The sequence below is a fragment of the Legionella lytica genome (genome assembly GCF_044626755.1).
Taxonomy (GTDB): Bacteria; Pseudomonadota; Gammaproteobacteria; order Legionellales; family Legionellaceae; genus Legionella; species Legionella lytica_A.
In genome coordinates this window covers 1-17,984 of sequence record NZ_JBGORX010000011.1, presented here as the reverse complement: position 1 = coordinate 17,984, position 17,984 = coordinate 1, and the positions used below count along the sequence as shown (strand labels likewise).

Sequence of the window (17,984 nt, the reverse complement as noted above, 5' to 3'; positions counted from 1 at the left end):
ATTATGCGTACAACTTAGCGAAGCACAGGCACTCCTTTGGGTTAGGATATGGAATCGAATGGTTATATAATGATTCTATCCGGAAAGAATGTATATCTAAGGAAATTTAACCTCATCCATTAAAAATTGACACCCTTTCACAAGAAGATGGACTTTAAGATTTTCGACGTAGATAGCTTCACCCTCTTCAGCTTCTCTAATATTAGTTTGCCCTATTTGGCGGCCATCAATTACCACCGTCATCCCAGAGCCTAAACATTCTGCCTTATTCCCTGGTTTTATCATTAATCCTGTATCCTCGCCTAAACCTAATCCTAATTGTTCAGGATTCATGATAATAGCATGGGCAAGCCGCCCAAAACGGCCACGCTTTATGAAATGAGTATCGATAATATAGTTAGGAACTAACCCAAAGCCTGATGAGGTGTGTAAATTGTTGTATATCAGTGCTTCTGTTCGTCCTCCTGCTTTCATCATTACCGAAGACATAACCATTGCGCCGGCGCTAGTCCCTGCTACTAGGAAATCGGAGTCTGCTTTATATCGCTCTTTAATCATATCAATTAATGAAGTGCCACCTAAAATTGTAGATAGGCGAAATTGGTTACCGCCTGTGAAAAAAATCACACCCGCTTCTTGGACTCGTTTTAAATAGGTGGTGGAGTTAGCTTCGGAACGCTCAGCAATAGGTATAAAGTCAATTTTTTCATATCCTAACTTATTGAATACTTTCTGGTAGGTATTTTTTATGCTCTCTTGGATTTTAGAGGCTGAGGTAATGAGTTCAATTGTTCGTTCTTTGGCATGTGGAATTAACTCACGTAGTAATTCATAACGAGTAAACTCGCTAGTATATTCCATAATATCAGGCGGGGAACCTACTTTATCTTCTCCTCCACCTATTAAAAAAAGTGTCCCCTTATTAGGCATAAGACAACTCCTTTTGTACCTCTTTTAAAAACTCGATCGCCTCAAAGACATTTTCTGGGGTGTAAAAAATAAAAGTTTCGGGGTGGGCTCGCTTAAGTGCTGTTTTAACTGCGGTATATTCATTTGAAATAACCTCAACACAGGGGACATATCCTGAGTTTCTTATTCCGGTCATTAATTCATGGGTGATATTTTCATTGGTATTTCCACGAGTATCTTCGGGATGGGTGATTATAATTTCATCAAATAACTCAGCTGCGCGAGACCCCACATTTTGCATATCAATAGGCCTTCTATCACCAGACACACTAATAATGCCAACACGATGTTTACTCTGTTGGGTATTTAAGAAGGTTTTTAGCTCTAAATACCCCCCCTCATTATGAGCATAATCCAACATGAGTTGAATCGAGTTAAAGGTAAATAGATTCATTCTCCCGGGTAAGTTCTCTGGGGTAGGATGAAAATTATAAAGTCCTGTTTGAATCTCTGTTAAAGAAAACTTAGAGATAAAAGCTACTAGAACCGCTGGGAGTATATTTTTACTCATCGCGCTGGAGGTTCCTTGAAATGCAAGGGGGATGCGGGAAAGAGGAGCGATTGTATTTTTGGTAATTCCTTTTTGCACTACAATGAAGTCTTTTTCAATATAACACGCTAAGCCCCCATTTAATTCACAATGTTTTTGAATTCTGTCGGTATTCTTTAAAGCAAATAACGCAACAGTGCATGAAAGCTCTGCTTTTAGTGCATACACTAAATCATCCTCTGCATTTAAAATACAATATCCTGTTTTTTTTGTGCTTCTCGCCACTACTGCTTTAACTTGTGCTAATTCTTCTATGGTATTTATTTCTTTTAATCCTAAATGATCTGAGGATACATTGGTTATAACACTTATGTCACATTCATCGAAAGCTAAACCGGAGCGTAATATTCCTCCACGAGCACACTCTAAAACAGCAAAGTTAATCGTAGGTTCTCCCAATACAGCATTTGCGCTTTTAGGCCCACTGCAATCACCGGAAAAAATTAATTTTTCATTAATATAAATGCCTTCTGTGGTGGTGAAACCCACACTAAATTTTGCAGTTTGTGCTAAAAAAGCGGTTAAACGCACCACAGTGGTTTTCCCGTTAGTACCCGTAACAGCGACAATAGGAATAGTGAATTTACTTTCTGGCGGATAGAGCATATCTAAAATGGGTGCAGCTACATTTCTGCTTTTACCGTGTGAGGGCTGCAAATGCATTCGAAGTCCGGGACCGGCATTAACCTCAATAACAGCGCCACCATATCTTTGAATCGGTTGATTGATTCCTTCCGATACGATATCAATGCCGCAGATGTCTAAATTAACAATACGTGCAATACGCTGAGCTAAATGGATATTTGAAAAGTGCACCCAATCGGTAACATCTGTTGCGGTACCTCCCGTGCTTAAATTTGCTGTACTTTTCAAATGGAGTATTTTTGACTCGGGAAGTACGCTATCTAAGGACAGGCCCTTTTCGATCAAAAGAGTATTTGTTTCTTCATCAATCTCTATTGTCGTTAAAACTTTTCCGTGTCCTTTACCTCGTTTAGGATCAGAATTAATTTTACCAATAAGTTCTTTAATCGTTTGAACACCATCTCCTTCAATACAGGCCGGAGTGCGTTTAGCAACAGCGACTACTTTATAATTAATTACTAAAAATCGGTAATCATTACCCTTAATATACTCTTCCACGAGTACTTTTTTTGAGATTTTTTTTGCTAATTCATAGCCTAATAATGCTTTTTCACGAGAATGAATATTGGTTAATACACCTCTCCCATGATTACCATTAAAAGGTTTTATAACTAAAGGAAAAGAGAGATTTTCTAAGGCATTTTCGAGTTCTTCCAAAGAACAAACAGAGGTTCCATGAGGCACGGGTATAAAGTGATTTTCTAAGATTTTTTTAGTTAACTCCTTATCACTTACCGTATCCATCCCAATAGCGCTGGTTTGTGAGGTCACCGTAGCCCAAATGGATTTCTGATAACAACCTTGGCCAAATGTAACGAGCGAACTATTGGGAAATGTTTTAAATGGAATGTTTCTTAATTTAGCCTCGCTTACTATCGATGCGGTGCTTGGGCCTAAACTTGCTTGTCTGGCAATGTATTGAAGGTAGGAGATATCGTCCTCTAATTCCTTATAGTGCTGTCCTGAAGCGAGCTGCTTCACTAGATTAAAGGCTGCTTTTCCTGCATAAAGTCCAGCCTCTTCATGCTCATAACTGAATATGACCTTATATACACCAGTTTTGGAGGTCCCGTAGGTACGACCAAACCCACAATCCATTCCTGCAAGTGTTTGTAACTCTAAAGCAACATGTTCTATGATATGGCCTAACCAGGTGCCCTCATTTAATCTCATGAGAAAGCCCCCAAAGACTCCAGGAGAACATCGATGAGTATTTAAACTTGGGAGTAGCTTTATAAGATTTTCATTAAAAGTAGGTAAAAGATTACTGGGAAGTTCTTCATATATATCAATATCAATGGTGAAAACAATGAGCTTTTTTCTGTAATTAGACCAGTAGTTAGGGCCTCTTAAAACTTGTTGATTAATAATAAACAATTTAGTTAAATCCTTTTAAATAGTAATAGATATTCTCCGCAGAGAAATTACTTAACTCTTTTTAATCATCGTCCAATAGAGTTTTGAAACTAAGGATATGTTTATATAATAATTTATGCAATGATGATTTTTTTTAACATGTATTTCTGCACCATGAATTTAAAGAGTTTCAATCTTTGAGCTTATCGTCAAAAGATCATGGAAATTTAAATGAGCTAATCATAGTAAATACCTAGGAGGAGCTTTTACTTTCAAATAATACTAATTCGTACAATTTTCTATTCACATCGCGTGAAGCATTAACCTGTTTCCTTTTTTCGATGAGGGTTTTCCTTAGTTTATTGGCATGTATAAATAAACCATTCTATTTTTATAATTGCTTCGCTCCTGACACTAACTGGGGAATATAATAAATAGCTAGGGTATTTTTGGGAAATTCCTTTAGAAGTTCATGTGCTTGTTGTAGATGTCAACTTAAAAGGGTTTATTTATGGCGCGCATTGAACGTTGAAGCAGTTTATTATAAGTTCGGAACTTTAATTAACGTAGGTTCTATTGATAGTGAAGTTGCCTTACAAAATACATATGCTTCAACTTAAGTTTAAGCCGTTCTTTAAATGAAGAATTGTATTTAAGTGGTCATAGTTCAACCATAAAAGTCGCCACTATTATGCCTTGGGCAGTAGACACTCCTTGGTGGAATCATGCAGCCAATTATACAAGTCATGCTCCACGAATGGCTCCAATGGACGACCCTGAGCTTGTAGTTAAGATCATTCTAATGTGGGAGAGCATGTGCTAAACAATTCGGGAAAATACGGTGTTCCTCAAGATCCTTTAAGCATATTGAATTTGGGAGACTCTAAATCCTCCATTCTGATATTGTTTTATCTTGGTATTGATAACCTAAATATACCTCTAATAAAGCTGAAAAATCTTTACCGTATTTATTCACAAACTGAAGTTGCCATTGACTACCACTTGCATTTTTTGCCACGCGATTTTTAATGATGCTTAAATAAAAATCGATGTCTTCTTTATCAATATGAAGCGCCAAAAGGCCATCTTTCGCTTGTGGAATTAATACGTTCAATAAGGTTCTCGCGTTGATTTTTTCTCGATGATTTCCCCAATTAAATGTGGCATTTAAACCATATTTAGCGGCATCAAAAAAGTTTTTTCTCACCATGGAGAAGGGCAGCAGGGTCTCAATAAGCAGTGGGGATCTAAAATAATAGTGCATTAATCCGTAATAAAATGCGGCATTAGCAACCATATCAGTGATTGTTGGGCCTGAAGACGGGGCGCGGTGTTCAATTCTTAAATGAGGGATTCCTTGATTGTTAAAATCAAGAACAGGCCTGTTCCATCGGTAAATAACTCCATTTTGCTGTCTGACATGAACCATTTTTTCTATAGGAGACTCTTGTGCATCAGGTATGAGGTGAGGAAAATGAAGATTTTCCTTAAAAAGTTCAAAAAAAGTCGATTTTAAATAGTCATTTCCAAATAAGCAGCAATGAAATTCTTTTTGCTGTTGAAATGTATTTAAAGTCATTACTTCATTGAAAATGAAAACCCTACTTTCATGCCATAAAAAATGCTCTAAAAAGAAAGGACTATTACTCGATAAGGCAAGCATGGGGCCAGCAATGAGTTGGGCAATATTGTAGTAACGTACGGATTGACTTAAGCCTACTTGTAAATGCATTTGAAACGCTGAGAGTAACCCATTCACAGCTAAGGAATGTGCTTCCAATTGGATGGGTTCATACCCTCCGACATCTATATTGATAGGTCCGTTATTGTATTCTCTCATCAAAGAATTTAAGCCATTGTAACGGGCTTTATTAGTTAAATAAGTAATGTGGTGGTGTTTGTGAGTGGCAGTAGGTAAGGAGCCGATAAGAGCTAAGTAATAATTAGCTTTTTGAGCATGGACCGTGCATTCGTTTAATGCGCTTAAAATAACTTGGTGAAGTGTTGAAAAACAATTTTTAGTCAGTTCGAAATGAGGAGTATTAATTTCTAAGTGGGAGGCGCCTACTTCCGGCACTAGAAATGATTTATTCACTTGGGAAATAAATTGAAGGTTATTTGGCGAAGGATCTAACTTGTTATCGAGCAGAAATAATTCTATCTCTGCACCAATTTTCATGCCTTCCTCGCTAATAGAAGCCGTGCTAAACCACTCTTCTAACATCGTCGTTTCAGTGGCAAGTTTTTGAGCAAAATCGATATTCTCTTTATCCAAAGAAATTCGCATTGTTCCTCACAGGTTTTGTTGTTGTAACCAATATTCAAGTAAAGCAATTTGCCAAAGTTTTGAACCCCCTGTAGGGGTAAAGCGATTCGCTTTTCTCAGTGCTTGAACCGTATTGAGATTAAAAATTCCTCTATTTTCTATGGTCTTTGGAGAAAGCATTTCCTCCATCAGCGAGGCGATTTTCCCTTGCAGATGTTTAATCGCAGGTACGGGGAAATAACCTTTGCGCCTATCCACTATTTCTGTAGGCAGGAGCTGTCTTCCCAACTGTTTTAAAATATATTTTCCTTTGTTGGGTAGTTTAAATTTTAGCGGCATAGAAAAAGCTAATTGCACTAATTGTTCATCCAAAAAAGGAACTCTGGCTTCAAGACTTGCTGACATCGACATATTATCGACTCTGCTTAATGGGCCATTCGCTAATGCCGTTGTACTTTCGTAGAGAATAAGTTGTTCAATAGGATTAGAGGTACCGCTTTCCCTACATAAATTCAGTAGAAAGTCATGACTTAGATTCGGTGTCAAATAATCTTTAGCGATTAACTTTTGGTATTCATTGTAATTTCTATCGGCGATCACTTTAAGAATTAATTTAGCTGATTGAGAGTCGGTTAAGTGGGTAGGGGATAGTTTTTGAAACCAATGATAACCTGCGAAAATTTCATCCGCACCTTGGCCGGAAAGGACCACTTTTACATGCTTCGCAACTTCTTGAGACAGTAAATAAAAGGCAATGTTGTCATGGCTAACCATTGGTTCAGACATTGAAGCAATACAATCGCCCAGTGCACCTCCAACTTGCTCATTTGGAATCCACAGCTTATGGTGATTCGTGTTAAATTGTTGTGCTACTTTGTCTGAATAAATAAATTCATCTCCTTTTTCATTGTTAAAGGAATCGAATCCTACAGAAAATGTATGTAGACTATGGCCTTTTAGCTGCGAGGCAAGAGCTACTAATATAGAGGAGTCTAAGCCGCCGGATAAAAAAACGCCCACTGGCACATCGGCTACAAATTGTCTTTTAATCGCGAAATTTAATGTTTCTTTTAATTCTGAAATCCACTCTTTTTCCTTGCGAAAATCATTGATGTGATGAGCGTAGTTTAATTTCCAAAAGTAGTTAAACTCTTTTTTTCCATGCTCATCAAGTGATAATACTGCTCCCGGGGAAAGCTTCTTAATCCCTTGAATAAGAGTCAAGGGTTCAGGAGTACTATGAAAAGTTAAATAATAATGTAGTGCGGCTTTATCTATTCTCGTGTCAATGCCTGGGGACTGTAAAAGAGCTGGGAGTGTTGAGGCAAATAGAAAAGCATGAGGTGTTTCGGCGTAATAAAGAGGCTTAATGCCGAGCCTGTCCCTAGCCAGTACTAAAGTCTTTTTTTTCTCATCCCATAATGCAAAGGCAAACATACCTTCTATATACTGTAAACAATCCTTTCCCCAAGCATCATAGGCTTTAAGTATCACTTCCGTATCTCCAGAGGACTGGAAATAATAGCCTTTTTGCTGAAGCTTTTTACGAAGCTCAACAAAATTATAAATTTCTCCGTTAAATACCAAGCTGAGGCCAAGCTCTTTATTGATCATGGGTTGAGCTGCTTGGTCGCTTAAATCAATTATTTTAAGTCGTTTATGGCCTAATATTAATCGTTCATTAAAATAATACCCCTCACTATCTGGTCCTCTAGAGTTTTGTTTTTCGAGTATTTTTCCTATAGATGGCATAGGGACTTGATTTTTTAATTGCAAACAACCGGCTATTCCACACATGAAGAACTCCAAAGCTGCATTGTTAAAAGGATCGATACCCCAGTCTAAAAGTGGGTATGCAATTAATGACTAGTGGTGTTGCCTGAACCGCTATTTGGTGTGGTTCCTTCAGAGCTTCCTGCATTATTAGGATTTGTTGTGGTGTTATTATTGTTGTTCGTATTATTATTGTTTGAATTTGGGCTTGGGGTCGTATCTGTACCCATTGTATTATTACCGGAGCCCGCATTAGGATTGGTGGTATTTGTTTCTGAGCCCGTCAATGAAGAAGTGGCATAAACGCTCGAGAAGCATAATGTGGCTAATAAGATAATTACTTTATTCATAATTCTCTCCTTAGAAAGGCTGGGTAGCGATCCATTCATAAATTGTAGTACTTATGCGCTAAGTAGTCAAAATTAAACCGCTGGCTTTGATTGGGCTCTCGGACAGGAGAGGGATTTTGTAAGAGGCAGTTAGGGATTAATTCTACATTATTGCAATTAATTTAATTAGAACTAAGATTTTATAAAAGAGAGGTTGCGAATTGCGACATAACTGCGTTACTTTTAGTATGGCTATGGTCTGTTCGAGCTCCTAAAGACAATCTCCTATCTCTTGGTTTAACATTTTAATGACTTATATTACGCAAATTAATTTGAATTGTAGGAACCTTTAAATCTCGGAGGTGTGGAGTTCAATGAATATCAAAATTATCTTCATATGGCAATTTAAAGTCATTTGTTTACTAAAACACCATCAAAACCTCAGTTTATCAACCGTCCAATGAATATTTCAAAAGTGTTAAATTATGCGTTTTGTTAAAACCAAACCGACAGCGGCAATTCGTTCCACATTTTTATAGGGAGTGGAACCTAACTCTTCGCTAAATATATCGGAATCTATCTCTTCATATGAAAAATGATATTTTATTCCAGAGATATTTTTTTTACATCGCTTTAAAAAAATATCCTCCCCATTAATGATGCAGCTACCGGTATACATTACTAAGCTTGAACCTTCTCGTAAATATTCCATGGCTTGTTTAATAATATTTAACGCAATTTCTACTCCATAGAAATTACCTCCATTACAGTATTGACGATTTAAGGTGTCCATAATAAAGGGAGGATTAGAAATTAGTAAATCAGCATCCGATGGGGCTCCATCAAGAATGTCAGTATGATACAATTCAACATTTTCGCACTCATTCAATTTGGCATTGGCTTCTGCATATATTAGTGCGGTAGGATTTATATCACAGAGCAATTTCCTGTCACTTTCTAACGAAAGCGCACCCACTCCTGTTCCGCAACCAATATCGAGTACTTTCTGAGCATTTAGATTAAGATGTCGCAAAAAATTTACGAAACGATATGAGTCGGGACCAAAAAAAATAGAGGATTTATCTAAGGTGGGGAATGAGGAATGAACATAGAGTTTCCCGTGGAGAGTTGCAAAACGAACTTGGCTTTTAATACCATCTCCAGTGTTACTCAAAAGACCTGCTTCATGAAGATATTTCAAAATATGCGATGGTAAATAACATTCAGGGACGGGTCTGTTCCATCCAAAAAATTGACGCATTATCTCTTTATCAGAGAGATTCTGAAAGTCAATGTTTCGGTTTAATATCCGTCCATGGGTTTCTGGTGTTACTGTTATGAACTGATATTGCTGGGACTTTAGATAAGCTCCTATCTTCAAAACGGAAGTAATGAATTTTTCTTCTGGAAGCAAACTTCTTCCGTGAAGCTTCTTAGCTTTTCTAGCACCTTGAGAATTATTCTCACTAGAATAGATTTTAGTAGTGAGACAAGCAGCACTGCCTCCGGCTAATTGAAACTGGTCTAGTTCAGCTTGATATATTTGTTTTCCCTTGTTAGCCAGAATATCTTTTAGTCTTGGTAAATAACTACCCATGATGACAGAGTCATTTATTTCTAGCCAGTTTAAGCCAAAGCTTGTTGCTTCTTCATGGGAAACAGGAATTAACGATTTCACATTGTTACAAAGAGTATCCCAAGAGGCATTGGTAAATGCTCTTTTATAAGCAAATGCAGTCCCATCATTTAAAATAGAAAGAGCCATATCTAAATGAAAGAAATGCGGATGTGTAAGCTCCAGAGGAATAATTTGTTTATTAAAGAAAAGTGTTAATTCATGCATCGCATCCAGTTCTGTACGAAACCCATACCCCATAAAAACTTTTCCATTATAAACAACTACATCTCCTCCCTCTAAGTGACTGTTCGAGTGTCCTTCGATATTAATTCCTAATTGATCAAGATGTATGCGACGCCAGTTGGATTCTATTTTTCGCTGAGCATATTTTGCTTGTGTAATTAAGGCGCGTATTCCTTTAGTTCCCTCTGCTAAAATAATGCTGTCCTTAATAAAAACCGAATCGAATGCACCATGAATAAAAGGTAAGGGTAAAACATTCGCTCCACATTGACGTAATAGAGACAAAAAATTAGAGTGCTGCATTTTAGCTTTACTAGAGCTAGCGGAAGAAATTTGCATGTAAGGATTGATGCTCCATGCAATTTTATATGAACAGTCCTCTGTTTCCAAATGTGCACTACTAATTGAGCAACATGGTTCACTTACAACAATAGTGGGATTCGGTAGTTTCATTTTATCTCCTGGAAAACATGGCATGAATTATGCAAAGTTATTCTAAATTTACATTACAGGATTTCTCATGGATAAGTTGGGCGCACATGAATCACAATTATCTAATAATAGGAAACTTTTTCTTAAAGACCAAAAAATACACTTAAAATTAGCTTTATTTAATCATAAACGCTTAGAACCAAAACTTCCTTCGCTTGAATGGAAAAATGAGCTGGATGATGAGCTCAATATGCGTGTACTTGAGCATAAAATGCTATTGAAAGAAATTTCATTAATTAAACCTTTAATGAGGGATATGCCACAAACAGCTAATGAATTTATGGATTGGTTTCAAGAATTGATTCATAAAGGACCAGGCCAGAACGATCTCCTTTTTGACTGGTTAGAGAAAAAAGCAAATAAGGACGAAATGAGATGGTTTATTCGACAAGAAATTGCCGGTGAAGCAGGTTTTGAGGATTTAACAGCATTGACACAAGTTAAAATGCCTGCACAACCCAAACTTGAGTTCGCAAGAAACTATTGGGATGAAATGGGTCGGGGCCATCAAGCTGGAATGCATGGTCCAATGCTGGTTACCTTGGCGACTGAGTTAAAAATAACACCTCCTACTCCCCAAGAAATAATGCCAGAAGCAGCGGCTTTGGGTAATATTATGATCGCATTAGCATTTAATCGTCATTATGCCTATCATTCGGCGGGAGCTCTGGGAGCAATTGAACTTACTGCCCCAAGGCGCTCCATAAAGGTTTACCATGGGTTGAAACGTTTAGGGCTTAGCTCGGAAGCACAACGTTATTATTTCCTACATTCAAGCATGGATATTAAGCATTCGGAAAGCTGGAATAAAGAAATACTGATGCCTCTTATACAAGACAATCCCGCTCTTATTCCTCCTATTGCTGAAGGAGCGCTCCTCAGACTAAATGCGGGGAAGCGATGTTTTGAACGCTATCGCTATGAGTTAAATGTTAATGGTAATGAATGAACTCAAGTATTTGATGCTCAATTTATACAAAAGTGTATTAAAAAATTTAAGGGTTGTTTACATTATGATATTAACCTTTCTTTAATAGGACCCCATTTCCAATTTAATTTGATATTCATTATTCTATTGTTGGGGACCTATAGCTTAAACGTTGAACCCGAGGTTTTAGATGGAGAACAAACGCATCATTTCTGGTGTTTCACGATTAAAGTAATGATACCAGGCTGACCATAGAACATTCTTAAAAGTGCTTATAGCTTCACATTTTTACTGGTGGGGAATAGAGAGCTGGGCTTTTGCTTTCATCGGATGCTTCAGATACAAAGAGTTGAAACATTAGTAGCACCTCTAAAATGGGACGAGTTATTGTGATTTAGATATCTAGCCAAAACAATTGAGTTATCTTCTAATTATTTTTGTTCCGTTGGTGATTCGCCATGTGGATTGGGTGTGTCATTATTATCAGAATTACAACCTGTCAGATTTATCAAAAAAATGAGGCAGAGAGAAATTATTAATTTTTTCATTGCTTTCCTTAGACTAATTTCATTTAACGTACTATTTATTATTCTTATAAAGAATAGTGGATTATTTTTAATAATGCGAATGGTAGCTGTTTACTTTGAATTCAATGCCTGCACTTGGCTTTCTATTCAATTATTAAACATGGCACTGGGTTTGCTATGTTAGAAAACAAAGTAATGCAGAGTCCTCCCGTAAGGGCCATCATTTAAAGGAAGATTAGAATAAATTTGAAGCACTTTTATGTTCGACTTGAGGTACCCATATATATCATTTTAACTACCTAAAGTTGAAAACACTTTACTTTCTCTAAGTCTCAAAAAACGATCGTTTTATAAGACATCTATTCCTTATTATATAGGGTCTTTTAAAATAAGGTCTTTAATGTCTTGAAAACTCATCTAATTATCATATAATCATAAACTCATTGAAATTGAGCTTTTCTGATATGACAGAAATTATTGGGCGATTTATTGGTTATGCGCGAGTAAGTACTCTGGAGCAAAATCATGATTTACAGATGGATGCATTAATTAAAGCAGGGTGTATTCGGAAAAATATTTTTATTGATAAAACTTCAGGTGCAAAAGCAGACCGTCCCGGACTAAAGAGTTGTCTGGAAGAATTAAATGAAGGAGATGTTCTGGTTGTTTGGCGTTTGGATAGGTTAGGACGTTCTATGGCGCATTTAGTTTCATTGATTGAAACATTGAAAGAGAAAAAAGTAGGGTTTCGATCTTTATGTGATGGCGCTATTGATACAACTACTGCTTCCGGTGAATTGGTATTTAATATTTTTTCTTCTATGGCTCAGTTTGAAAGGCGATTAATTCAGGAACGTACCCAGGCTGGATTATTGGCAGCTCGAGCTCGTGGTAGAAAAGGTGGGAGGCCAAAAATCAATTCGGATCATCCAAAAGTTATTGCTGCAAAAAGGATGCATCAAGATAAGCATATTTCGATCGATGAAATTTGTAATGCATTAAAAATATCCAGGCCTAGCTTATATCGATATCTTAACATCTAGGTATTGGAAATCTAAGGAGAAGTGTAAATTGGAGTTAGATGAAGTAAATGTTTTAGTGAAAAAGTGTGTAGTGCTTGGTTTGATTGACCAGACCTACCTGATCGAAAACCTTTATAGAAAGGGCGACCTTCAACAAGGAGCTTATGTTTTGGATTCTTTAAGGGAAGGGTTGAAGGAGCTAAGTGATGACCTTTGAGGATAGTAAAGAAAATATGAATCATTCTGAATGGTTGGAAAAAGCAAAAATGCTTTATGGAGAAAATGCAGGGGATTGGAAATTTAAATGTCCCATCTGTGAAACGGTACAAACAGCGAGAGATTTTGTAAATGCTGGCTTATCTAAAGAAGAGGCCAGTAGCTCAATTGCAATTGAATGTATTGGGCGATTTCTACCCAACAAACAAAAAGCAATTGGAGGGAAAAAAATAATTAAGGGAGAGCCATGTAATTATGCTGGGTATGGCTTGTTACCATTAAACCCAATTGAAATAGAAATGGATGACGGAAGTAAACAATATGCATTTGCTTTTGCTGACGATAGATAAAGATTTTGTTTCTTAATTTCTGATTTCGATAAATACGAAGGATAACGCAATGTTTCATCATATAGAAAAATTGATTAGCGTTGGAGGTTATGGTCTACGCTCCTGGTCTTATCCATTTGAGGAAGAGGTGTGGTTAGGGTTGACGTCAATCAGTTGTCAATTAGACGTTGTAGAAAAAATAATCTCGAATCGAGACTGTGATTATATAGAATACCTAGAAAATCAGTGGGTCCCCATCGTATATGGCAATAATTTTGCTGATGCTTTATCAAAATTAGATAGGAAATTATCCAATCTTTCTTCACAGGATTTGGGTGAGGATAGTATTTGGTTTCAAGCAATCAATGATATATATCATCACATTGATAGCGCATACCACGGTTTTGCTCAATTGGCGGATAAAAAATTTCCATACACATATGAAGAGCTAAGAGAAAGCCATCAAACGCTTGTAGAATAATTATAGATCGGGGATTATTAAATCGATCTACTCACCCCAGGAGTCTAGATTTGGGGTAGCGACCCCATCTGTGTCAGAATTTACGGTTTGGCAAATTCTCCCATATCCTCTACCTCGGATTGAGCAATTGCCGTATCAGTAAAATATGTACTCATCTTAATCAAATATTTATGGGTAAAAGTAATATATGAGTTATTTTTTTAGCCGATGTTGTGCTTATTGAGACATACAGTAAAATACATTAATCATTCGGTAATCCCCCCATTTTTAACTGATACTAAAAGTAGAGACTTAGGCCACTAGTGCCAATTTTTGCTTTGGAGGAATTCCTCCGATAGCAGTATTAGGTCGTTCATTATTGTACGTCCATAGCCATTGTGTCGCATGAAGTTGTACCTCGGCAATACTTTCAAATAAATATTGGCTTAACCAATCATACCGAACAGTACGGTTATACCGCTCAATATAAGCATTTTGCTGCGGGTTTCCCGGTTGGATAAACACTAATTGAATCTGATTTTTATAAGCCCACTGTTCCAGAACTTTACTGATGTATTCAGGCCCATTGTCGCAACGTATTTGTCGTGGCTTACCACGCCATTCAATGATCTGATTCAGCGTTCTTACAACACGTTCTGCTGGCAGGGAAAAATCCACCTCGATAGCAAGGCCTTCTCGATTGAAATCATCAAGTACGTTTAATAATCGATAAGAACGACCATTGTCTAATTGATCGTGCATAAAATCCATCGACCAACACTCGTTGATTGCAGTAGGCACCGCTAATGCTTCCGGCTTGTTCCTAATTAACCGCTTTTTCGGTTTTATCCGCAGGTTAAGTTCGAGCTCGCGATAAATTCGATAAACCCGCTTATGATTCCAGATAAATCCTTTGACATTGCGTAGGTAGAGAAAACATAGACCAAAACCCCAATTACGCTGACTCTGTGTCACGCGAAGCAACCAATCCGCGATTGCCGCATTATCATCACTTAATTTAGCTTTATATCTATAGCAGGTTTCACTGATGCCAAACAATTCACACGACAATCGAACAGAAATATCCCTATGGGTCACCGCCATCTTCGCCAATTCTCTTCGGCGCGACGGTGTTACCACTTTTTTTCAATCGCCTCTTTGAGGATTTCTGCTTTTAAGCGCTCTTCTGCGTACATCTTTTTAAGACGACTATTTTCCGCTTCTAGTTCCTTTAAACGTGACATCATCGAAGCATCCATACCACCATATTTTGCACGCCATTTATAAAATGTCGCTGCACTAATGCTATGTTCACGGCATAGTTCTGAAACAGGAGTACCATTCTCTGCTTGTTTTAGAATCGAGTGAATCTGACTATCTGTAAATTTTGATCTTTTCATGAAGAATCTCCTTCGTCATAGGGTACGAGAAAATTCTACTTTTGACATCACTTATTTTTCGGGGGGATTACCATTCCAATGAGGGTATCCCACTCGCTCGTAATATGACCTAGCTAAATCACGTTCATCACTTCCATTGCTTGAGTAACTATCTTCTCTCGGATTAGATGAAAAATTCATAATTCCACAAAGATCCGCTATAAATCCTCGTAATACTGTTTCCGGTTCTATGTTGTCTTGTTTGCATAGCTCCAGAAACTCACTAGGTAAATCTAATGTAATTTTTTTCATGTTGCCCCTGTAATCAAAATAAAGCGCTTTTTTGTTTATTTTTGACCATATTCCATGATTTTTCAATAAATAAAATAAGAGTTAATTAAATCTATTAATCCCTCCTTTTTTATCAATTAGTTCTAGATGTTTTGATAGTGATCTATCAACAGTTGAAATTTAAACCATATGAGAGGTGTTTTACTTATTATTCCTACCAATTAATAGAGTACACCCTAATGATAGTTTTTCGTGCTTCTATTATTTTTAAAAAAAGATAAAATGTAGACCCCTAAAATATTTCAAGAGTTTTCCATGATCGTAAGAGAATTACTTTATTCGGATAAAGAAGTTTTCATTAACGCTATGGTTGAAAGCGAACACTTTCATCGTCCTCTTATTGATAGTCCGAAAACAAATGAAAGTTTTGATAAATATTTTGACACGTCTCAATCTGAAATGAACAAGACCTATTTGGCATTTAAAGATGATGATCTAGTAGGAGTTTTTAATATAAGCGGAATTATACGCGGATGTTTTCAAAGCGCTTATTTAGGCTATTGCGCAAATCAGAAATTTGCCGGAAGAGGCTTGATGAGCGTGGCATTAAAACTTGTGCTTGAAAAGATATTTATGGAATTAAAGCTTCACCGGATTGAAGCTAATATACAGCCAGTTAACACGCCATCAATATTATTAGTAACGCGCAATGGATTTATTAAAGAGGGGTTTTCTCAACGATACCTTAAAATAAACAACCAGTGGGTCGATCATTTTCGGTTTGCATTAACTTATGAAGATTGGGTGGTGAACCGCTAACAAAAGTGTCTACCATATCGATTAATAGACTGTGGTGTCTATTATGTATAAAAAATCGATTTAGTAGATGCAGAATGACTAGCAATTTTATATGTCTGCTAATTTATAAATTAGGAGACGTTCAGAAATGTATTGAATCCTAATTTCCTCCGCTTAACCTATAATAAAAATATTATAATCAAACAAAAGCCTTTCGATAAAGCACATCGTCTAAAAAGGAGAATATATTGTCTAAGCCAAGAAATGAGGAAGTCGAATATGAAGAACGCCTAAGACGAAGACTCCTAATTCTTCAGCAGAGTATCAAAGACGGTAAAGTAAAAATACATGAAGGATTAAAGATCAATGATAGTTTAAAGGCTGTAAAGTATGGGGTTGATGGGGAAATTGATTTAAATACAGTGGATGGTTTAGTTCGCTCTATGGCTTTAGCGGTAACAGAGCTCCATGATCGTGAAGAATTAAAAAAAGCTTGCTCTTTAGCAGAGATACAAAATTCTTATTTTAAAATCCTAGAAACAAATTTTTCGCATTTTTATGATTTAATGAAAAAAAATAAGCTAACACCCCATACAGTTGCGCTTTCTGTATCAGAAAACGCACAGGCTGTAATTGAGGTTACTGAAAAACTCAAAGAATTTTTAGATTACCTTAAAGATTTTTGGAATGAATTAGGAGACATTGCTTATATTCACGTGGAGGATATGCATAAAAATATTAAAGGAATCTTTGGTGGTGATTTATTCCCTGCTCATGATGAAAATCTTGCATCAAAGTGCGGTATTTACACTGATACTATAATATTACCAGACCCATTCTTAAGATCTCTTCATATTTTTGAAAAATCACCACCAGACGAAAAAGCTTATTACTTCATAAAACATGCAATGAATATATTACAGTATAAGGATTTAGCATGTGCTGAAGTAGGAATACCCATTGTAGTTGTATTACCTGATATCTCTGTCTTAGAGGTAGAGGAAAAAGAATTTTATCATAAATTAGGTCAGGCTGACTCATTAAAACACTCTGAAAAATTATTTGGAAGATCCTTTACATCGATAGAGGAGTTAATCGAATTCTCTGAAACTCTTGATACTATTGAACGAGCAGTAGAACAAATTTCTGATGAATCTAGAGTTTTATTTGATGATACTTGGACGGGTGATGTCAAAGATCAACTTATAAGAGCCTCAAAAGATACAAATAATAAATTATTTGGGTTAACTACTCCTGGTCGTATTCTTTTATCTCAATCAGTTGGACGAATGTCAATCAGCAATGAGCTTCTTATTAAGGCTAGAAAGTTAAATGGTACTCCTATAATTGATGCACCAACATCTTGGCAGTATCTAGTTTGGAAAATGGAATATGACGCAAACCAAGCCGAACAAATCTATAACATTAAAGATCTGCATATAGTAAGAGGGCTTCAAAATCTAGCAAAAGGGAAAATGCTGTGGCTTGGTAATGTTCCTCCAAACGCTCTTATTGAAGTAAGAAAGCAGGGGGCTATGGAAGAGATAAGAAATATTTTAGGAACAGGGATTGATGAGTTAATCTCTGATAATTTATCAAACTTTAATAGAAGTCATGATCAATTATTTGCCAATATTAATAACGCATTTGAGCAACATAAGGCAAATATAGAAAAATTAAAAGGGGTTAATTCCATATAGCGCTGGTTTATCAGCATCATCGTCTACACCCCTTATTCAGCAAGGTCTATAGAGCGAGCATTGATAGTTTCATCCTCTAATGGTAATTTTACA

The 17,984-nt window shown here is 36.6% G+C and carries 15 protein-coding genes; 7 read left to right on the top strand and 8 right to left on the bottom strand.

Features of this window, described 5'->3' with window-relative positions; translation table 11 throughout:
• Positions 1–96: 96 nt before the first annotated feature.
• The 6 genes from ACD661_RS15375 to ACD661_RS15350 all read right to left on the bottom strand — a co-directional run bounded on the left by ACD661_RS15375 (position 97) and on the right by ACD661_RS15350 (position 10,202).
• Complete coding sequence (locus ACD661_RS15375; protein WP_400188754.1) at positions 97–930, bottom strand: cyanophycinase; 834 nt, start codon at positions 928–930, stop codon at positions 97–99.
• A complete protein-coding gene (gene cphA, locus ACD661_RS15370; protein ID WP_400188753.1) occupies positions 923–3,541 on the bottom strand; it encodes a cyanophycin synthetase in 2,619 nt (872 codons plus the stop codon). Before cphA ends, ACD661_RS15375 begins: the two co-directional genes overlap by 8 nt.
• Positions 3,542–4,403: 862 nt before the next feature.
• Positions 4,404–5,807 carry a glutamate-cysteine ligase family protein gene (locus tag ACD661_RS15365; protein ID WP_400188752.1) on the bottom strand — a complete coding sequence of 468 codons (1,404 nt, stop codon included), beginning with the start codon at positions 5,805–5,807 and terminating at the stop codon, positions 4,404–4,406.
• A 6-nt stretch (positions 5,808–5,813) separates the two neighbouring features.
• Complete coding sequence (locus ACD661_RS15360; RefSeq protein WP_400188751.1) at positions 5,814–7,583, bottom strand: N-acetylglutaminylglutamine amidotransferase; 1,770 nt, start codon at positions 7,581–7,583, stop codon at positions 5,814–5,816.
• Between the two features lie 62 nt (positions 7,584–7,645).
• Positions 7,646–7,909, bottom strand: coding sequence for a hypothetical protein (locus tag ACD661_RS15355; RefSeq protein ID WP_400188750.1), 264 nt, complete (start codon positions 7,907–7,909; stop codon positions 7,646–7,648).
• 457 nt (positions 7,910–8,366) lie between these two features.
• Positions 8,367–10,202 carry an arginine deiminase family protein gene (locus tag ACD661_RS15350; protein WP_400188749.1) on the bottom strand — a complete coding sequence of 612 codons (1,836 nt, stop codon included), beginning with the start codon at positions 10,200–10,202 and terminating at the stop codon, positions 8,367–8,369.
• A 67-nt stretch (positions 10,203–10,269) separates the two neighbouring features.
• Here ACD661_RS15350 and ACD661_RS15345 point away from each other — a divergent pair, with 67 nt between their 5' ends.
• From ACD661_RS15345 to ACD661_RS15325, 5 genes are all read left to right on the top strand, one after another.
• Positions 10,270–11,190, top strand: a complete 921-nt coding sequence (locus ACD661_RS15345) for an iron-containing redox enzyme family protein (protein ID WP_400188748.1) — start codon at positions 10,270–10,272, stop codon at positions 11,188–11,190.
• Between the two features lie 970 nt (positions 11,191–12,160).
• Complete coding sequence (locus tag ACD661_RS15340; RefSeq protein WP_400188747.1) at positions 12,161–12,739, top strand: recombinase family protein; 579 nt, start codon at positions 12,161–12,163, stop codon at positions 12,737–12,739.
• A gap of 28 nt (positions 12,740–12,767) precedes the next feature.
• On the top strand, positions 12,768–12,935 hold the full coding sequence (locus ACD661_RS15335; RefSeq protein ID WP_400188746.1) for a hypothetical protein: 168 nt from the start codon (positions 12,768–12,770) through the stop codon (positions 12,933–12,935).
• Positions 12,925–13,284 carry a VVA0879 family protein gene (locus ACD661_RS15330; protein ID WP_400188745.1) on the top strand — a complete coding sequence of 120 codons (360 nt, stop codon included), beginning with the start codon at positions 12,925–12,927 and terminating at the stop codon, positions 13,282–13,284. Before ACD661_RS15335 ends, ACD661_RS15330 begins: the two co-directional genes overlap by 11 nt.
• A 49-nt stretch (positions 13,285–13,333) precedes the next feature.
• The gene (locus ACD661_RS15325) at positions 13,334–13,744 is read left to right on the top strand and encodes a hypothetical protein (RefSeq protein ID WP_400188744.1); all 411 of its coding nucleotides are present in this window, start codon (positions 13,334–13,336) and stop codon (positions 13,742–13,744) included.
• Between the two features lie 291 nt (positions 13,745–14,035).
• Here the strand turns inward: ACD661_RS15325 and ACD661_RS15320 are convergent.
• Both ACD661_RS15320 and ACD661_RS15315 read right to left on the bottom strand, forming a co-directional pair.
• A protein-coding gene (locus tag ACD661_RS15320; protein WP_400188743.1) for an IS3 family transposase occupies positions 14,036–15,123 on the bottom strand; the annotation gives its coding sequence in 2 pieces (ribosomal slippage) (positions 14,036–14,862 and positions 14,862–15,123; 1,089 coding nt in all).
• A 51-nt stretch (positions 15,124–15,174) separates the two neighbouring features.
• Positions 15,175–15,414 carry a hypothetical protein gene (locus ACD661_RS15315; protein WP_400188742.1) on the bottom strand — a complete coding sequence of 80 codons (240 nt, stop codon included), beginning with the start codon at positions 15,412–15,414 and terminating at the stop codon, positions 15,175–15,177.
• A gap of 294 nt (positions 15,415–15,708) precedes the next feature.
• Here ACD661_RS15315 and ACD661_RS15310 point away from each other — a divergent pair, with 294 nt between their 5' ends.
• Both ACD661_RS15310 and ACD661_RS15305 read left to right on the top strand, forming a co-directional pair.
• Positions 15,709–16,212 (top strand): GNAT family N-acetyltransferase, encoded by a 504-nt coding sequence (locus ACD661_RS15310; protein ID WP_400188741.1) that lies wholly within the window; start codon positions 15,709–15,711, stop codon positions 16,210–16,212.
• Positions 16,213–16,439: 227 nt separating this feature from the next.
• Positions 16,440–17,891 carry a hypothetical protein gene (locus tag ACD661_RS15305; RefSeq protein ID WP_400188740.1) on the top strand — a complete coding sequence of 484 codons (1,452 nt, stop codon included), beginning with the start codon at positions 16,440–16,442 and terminating at the stop codon, positions 17,889–17,891.
• The last annotated feature ends 93 nt before the right edge of the window (positions 17,892–17,984 follow it).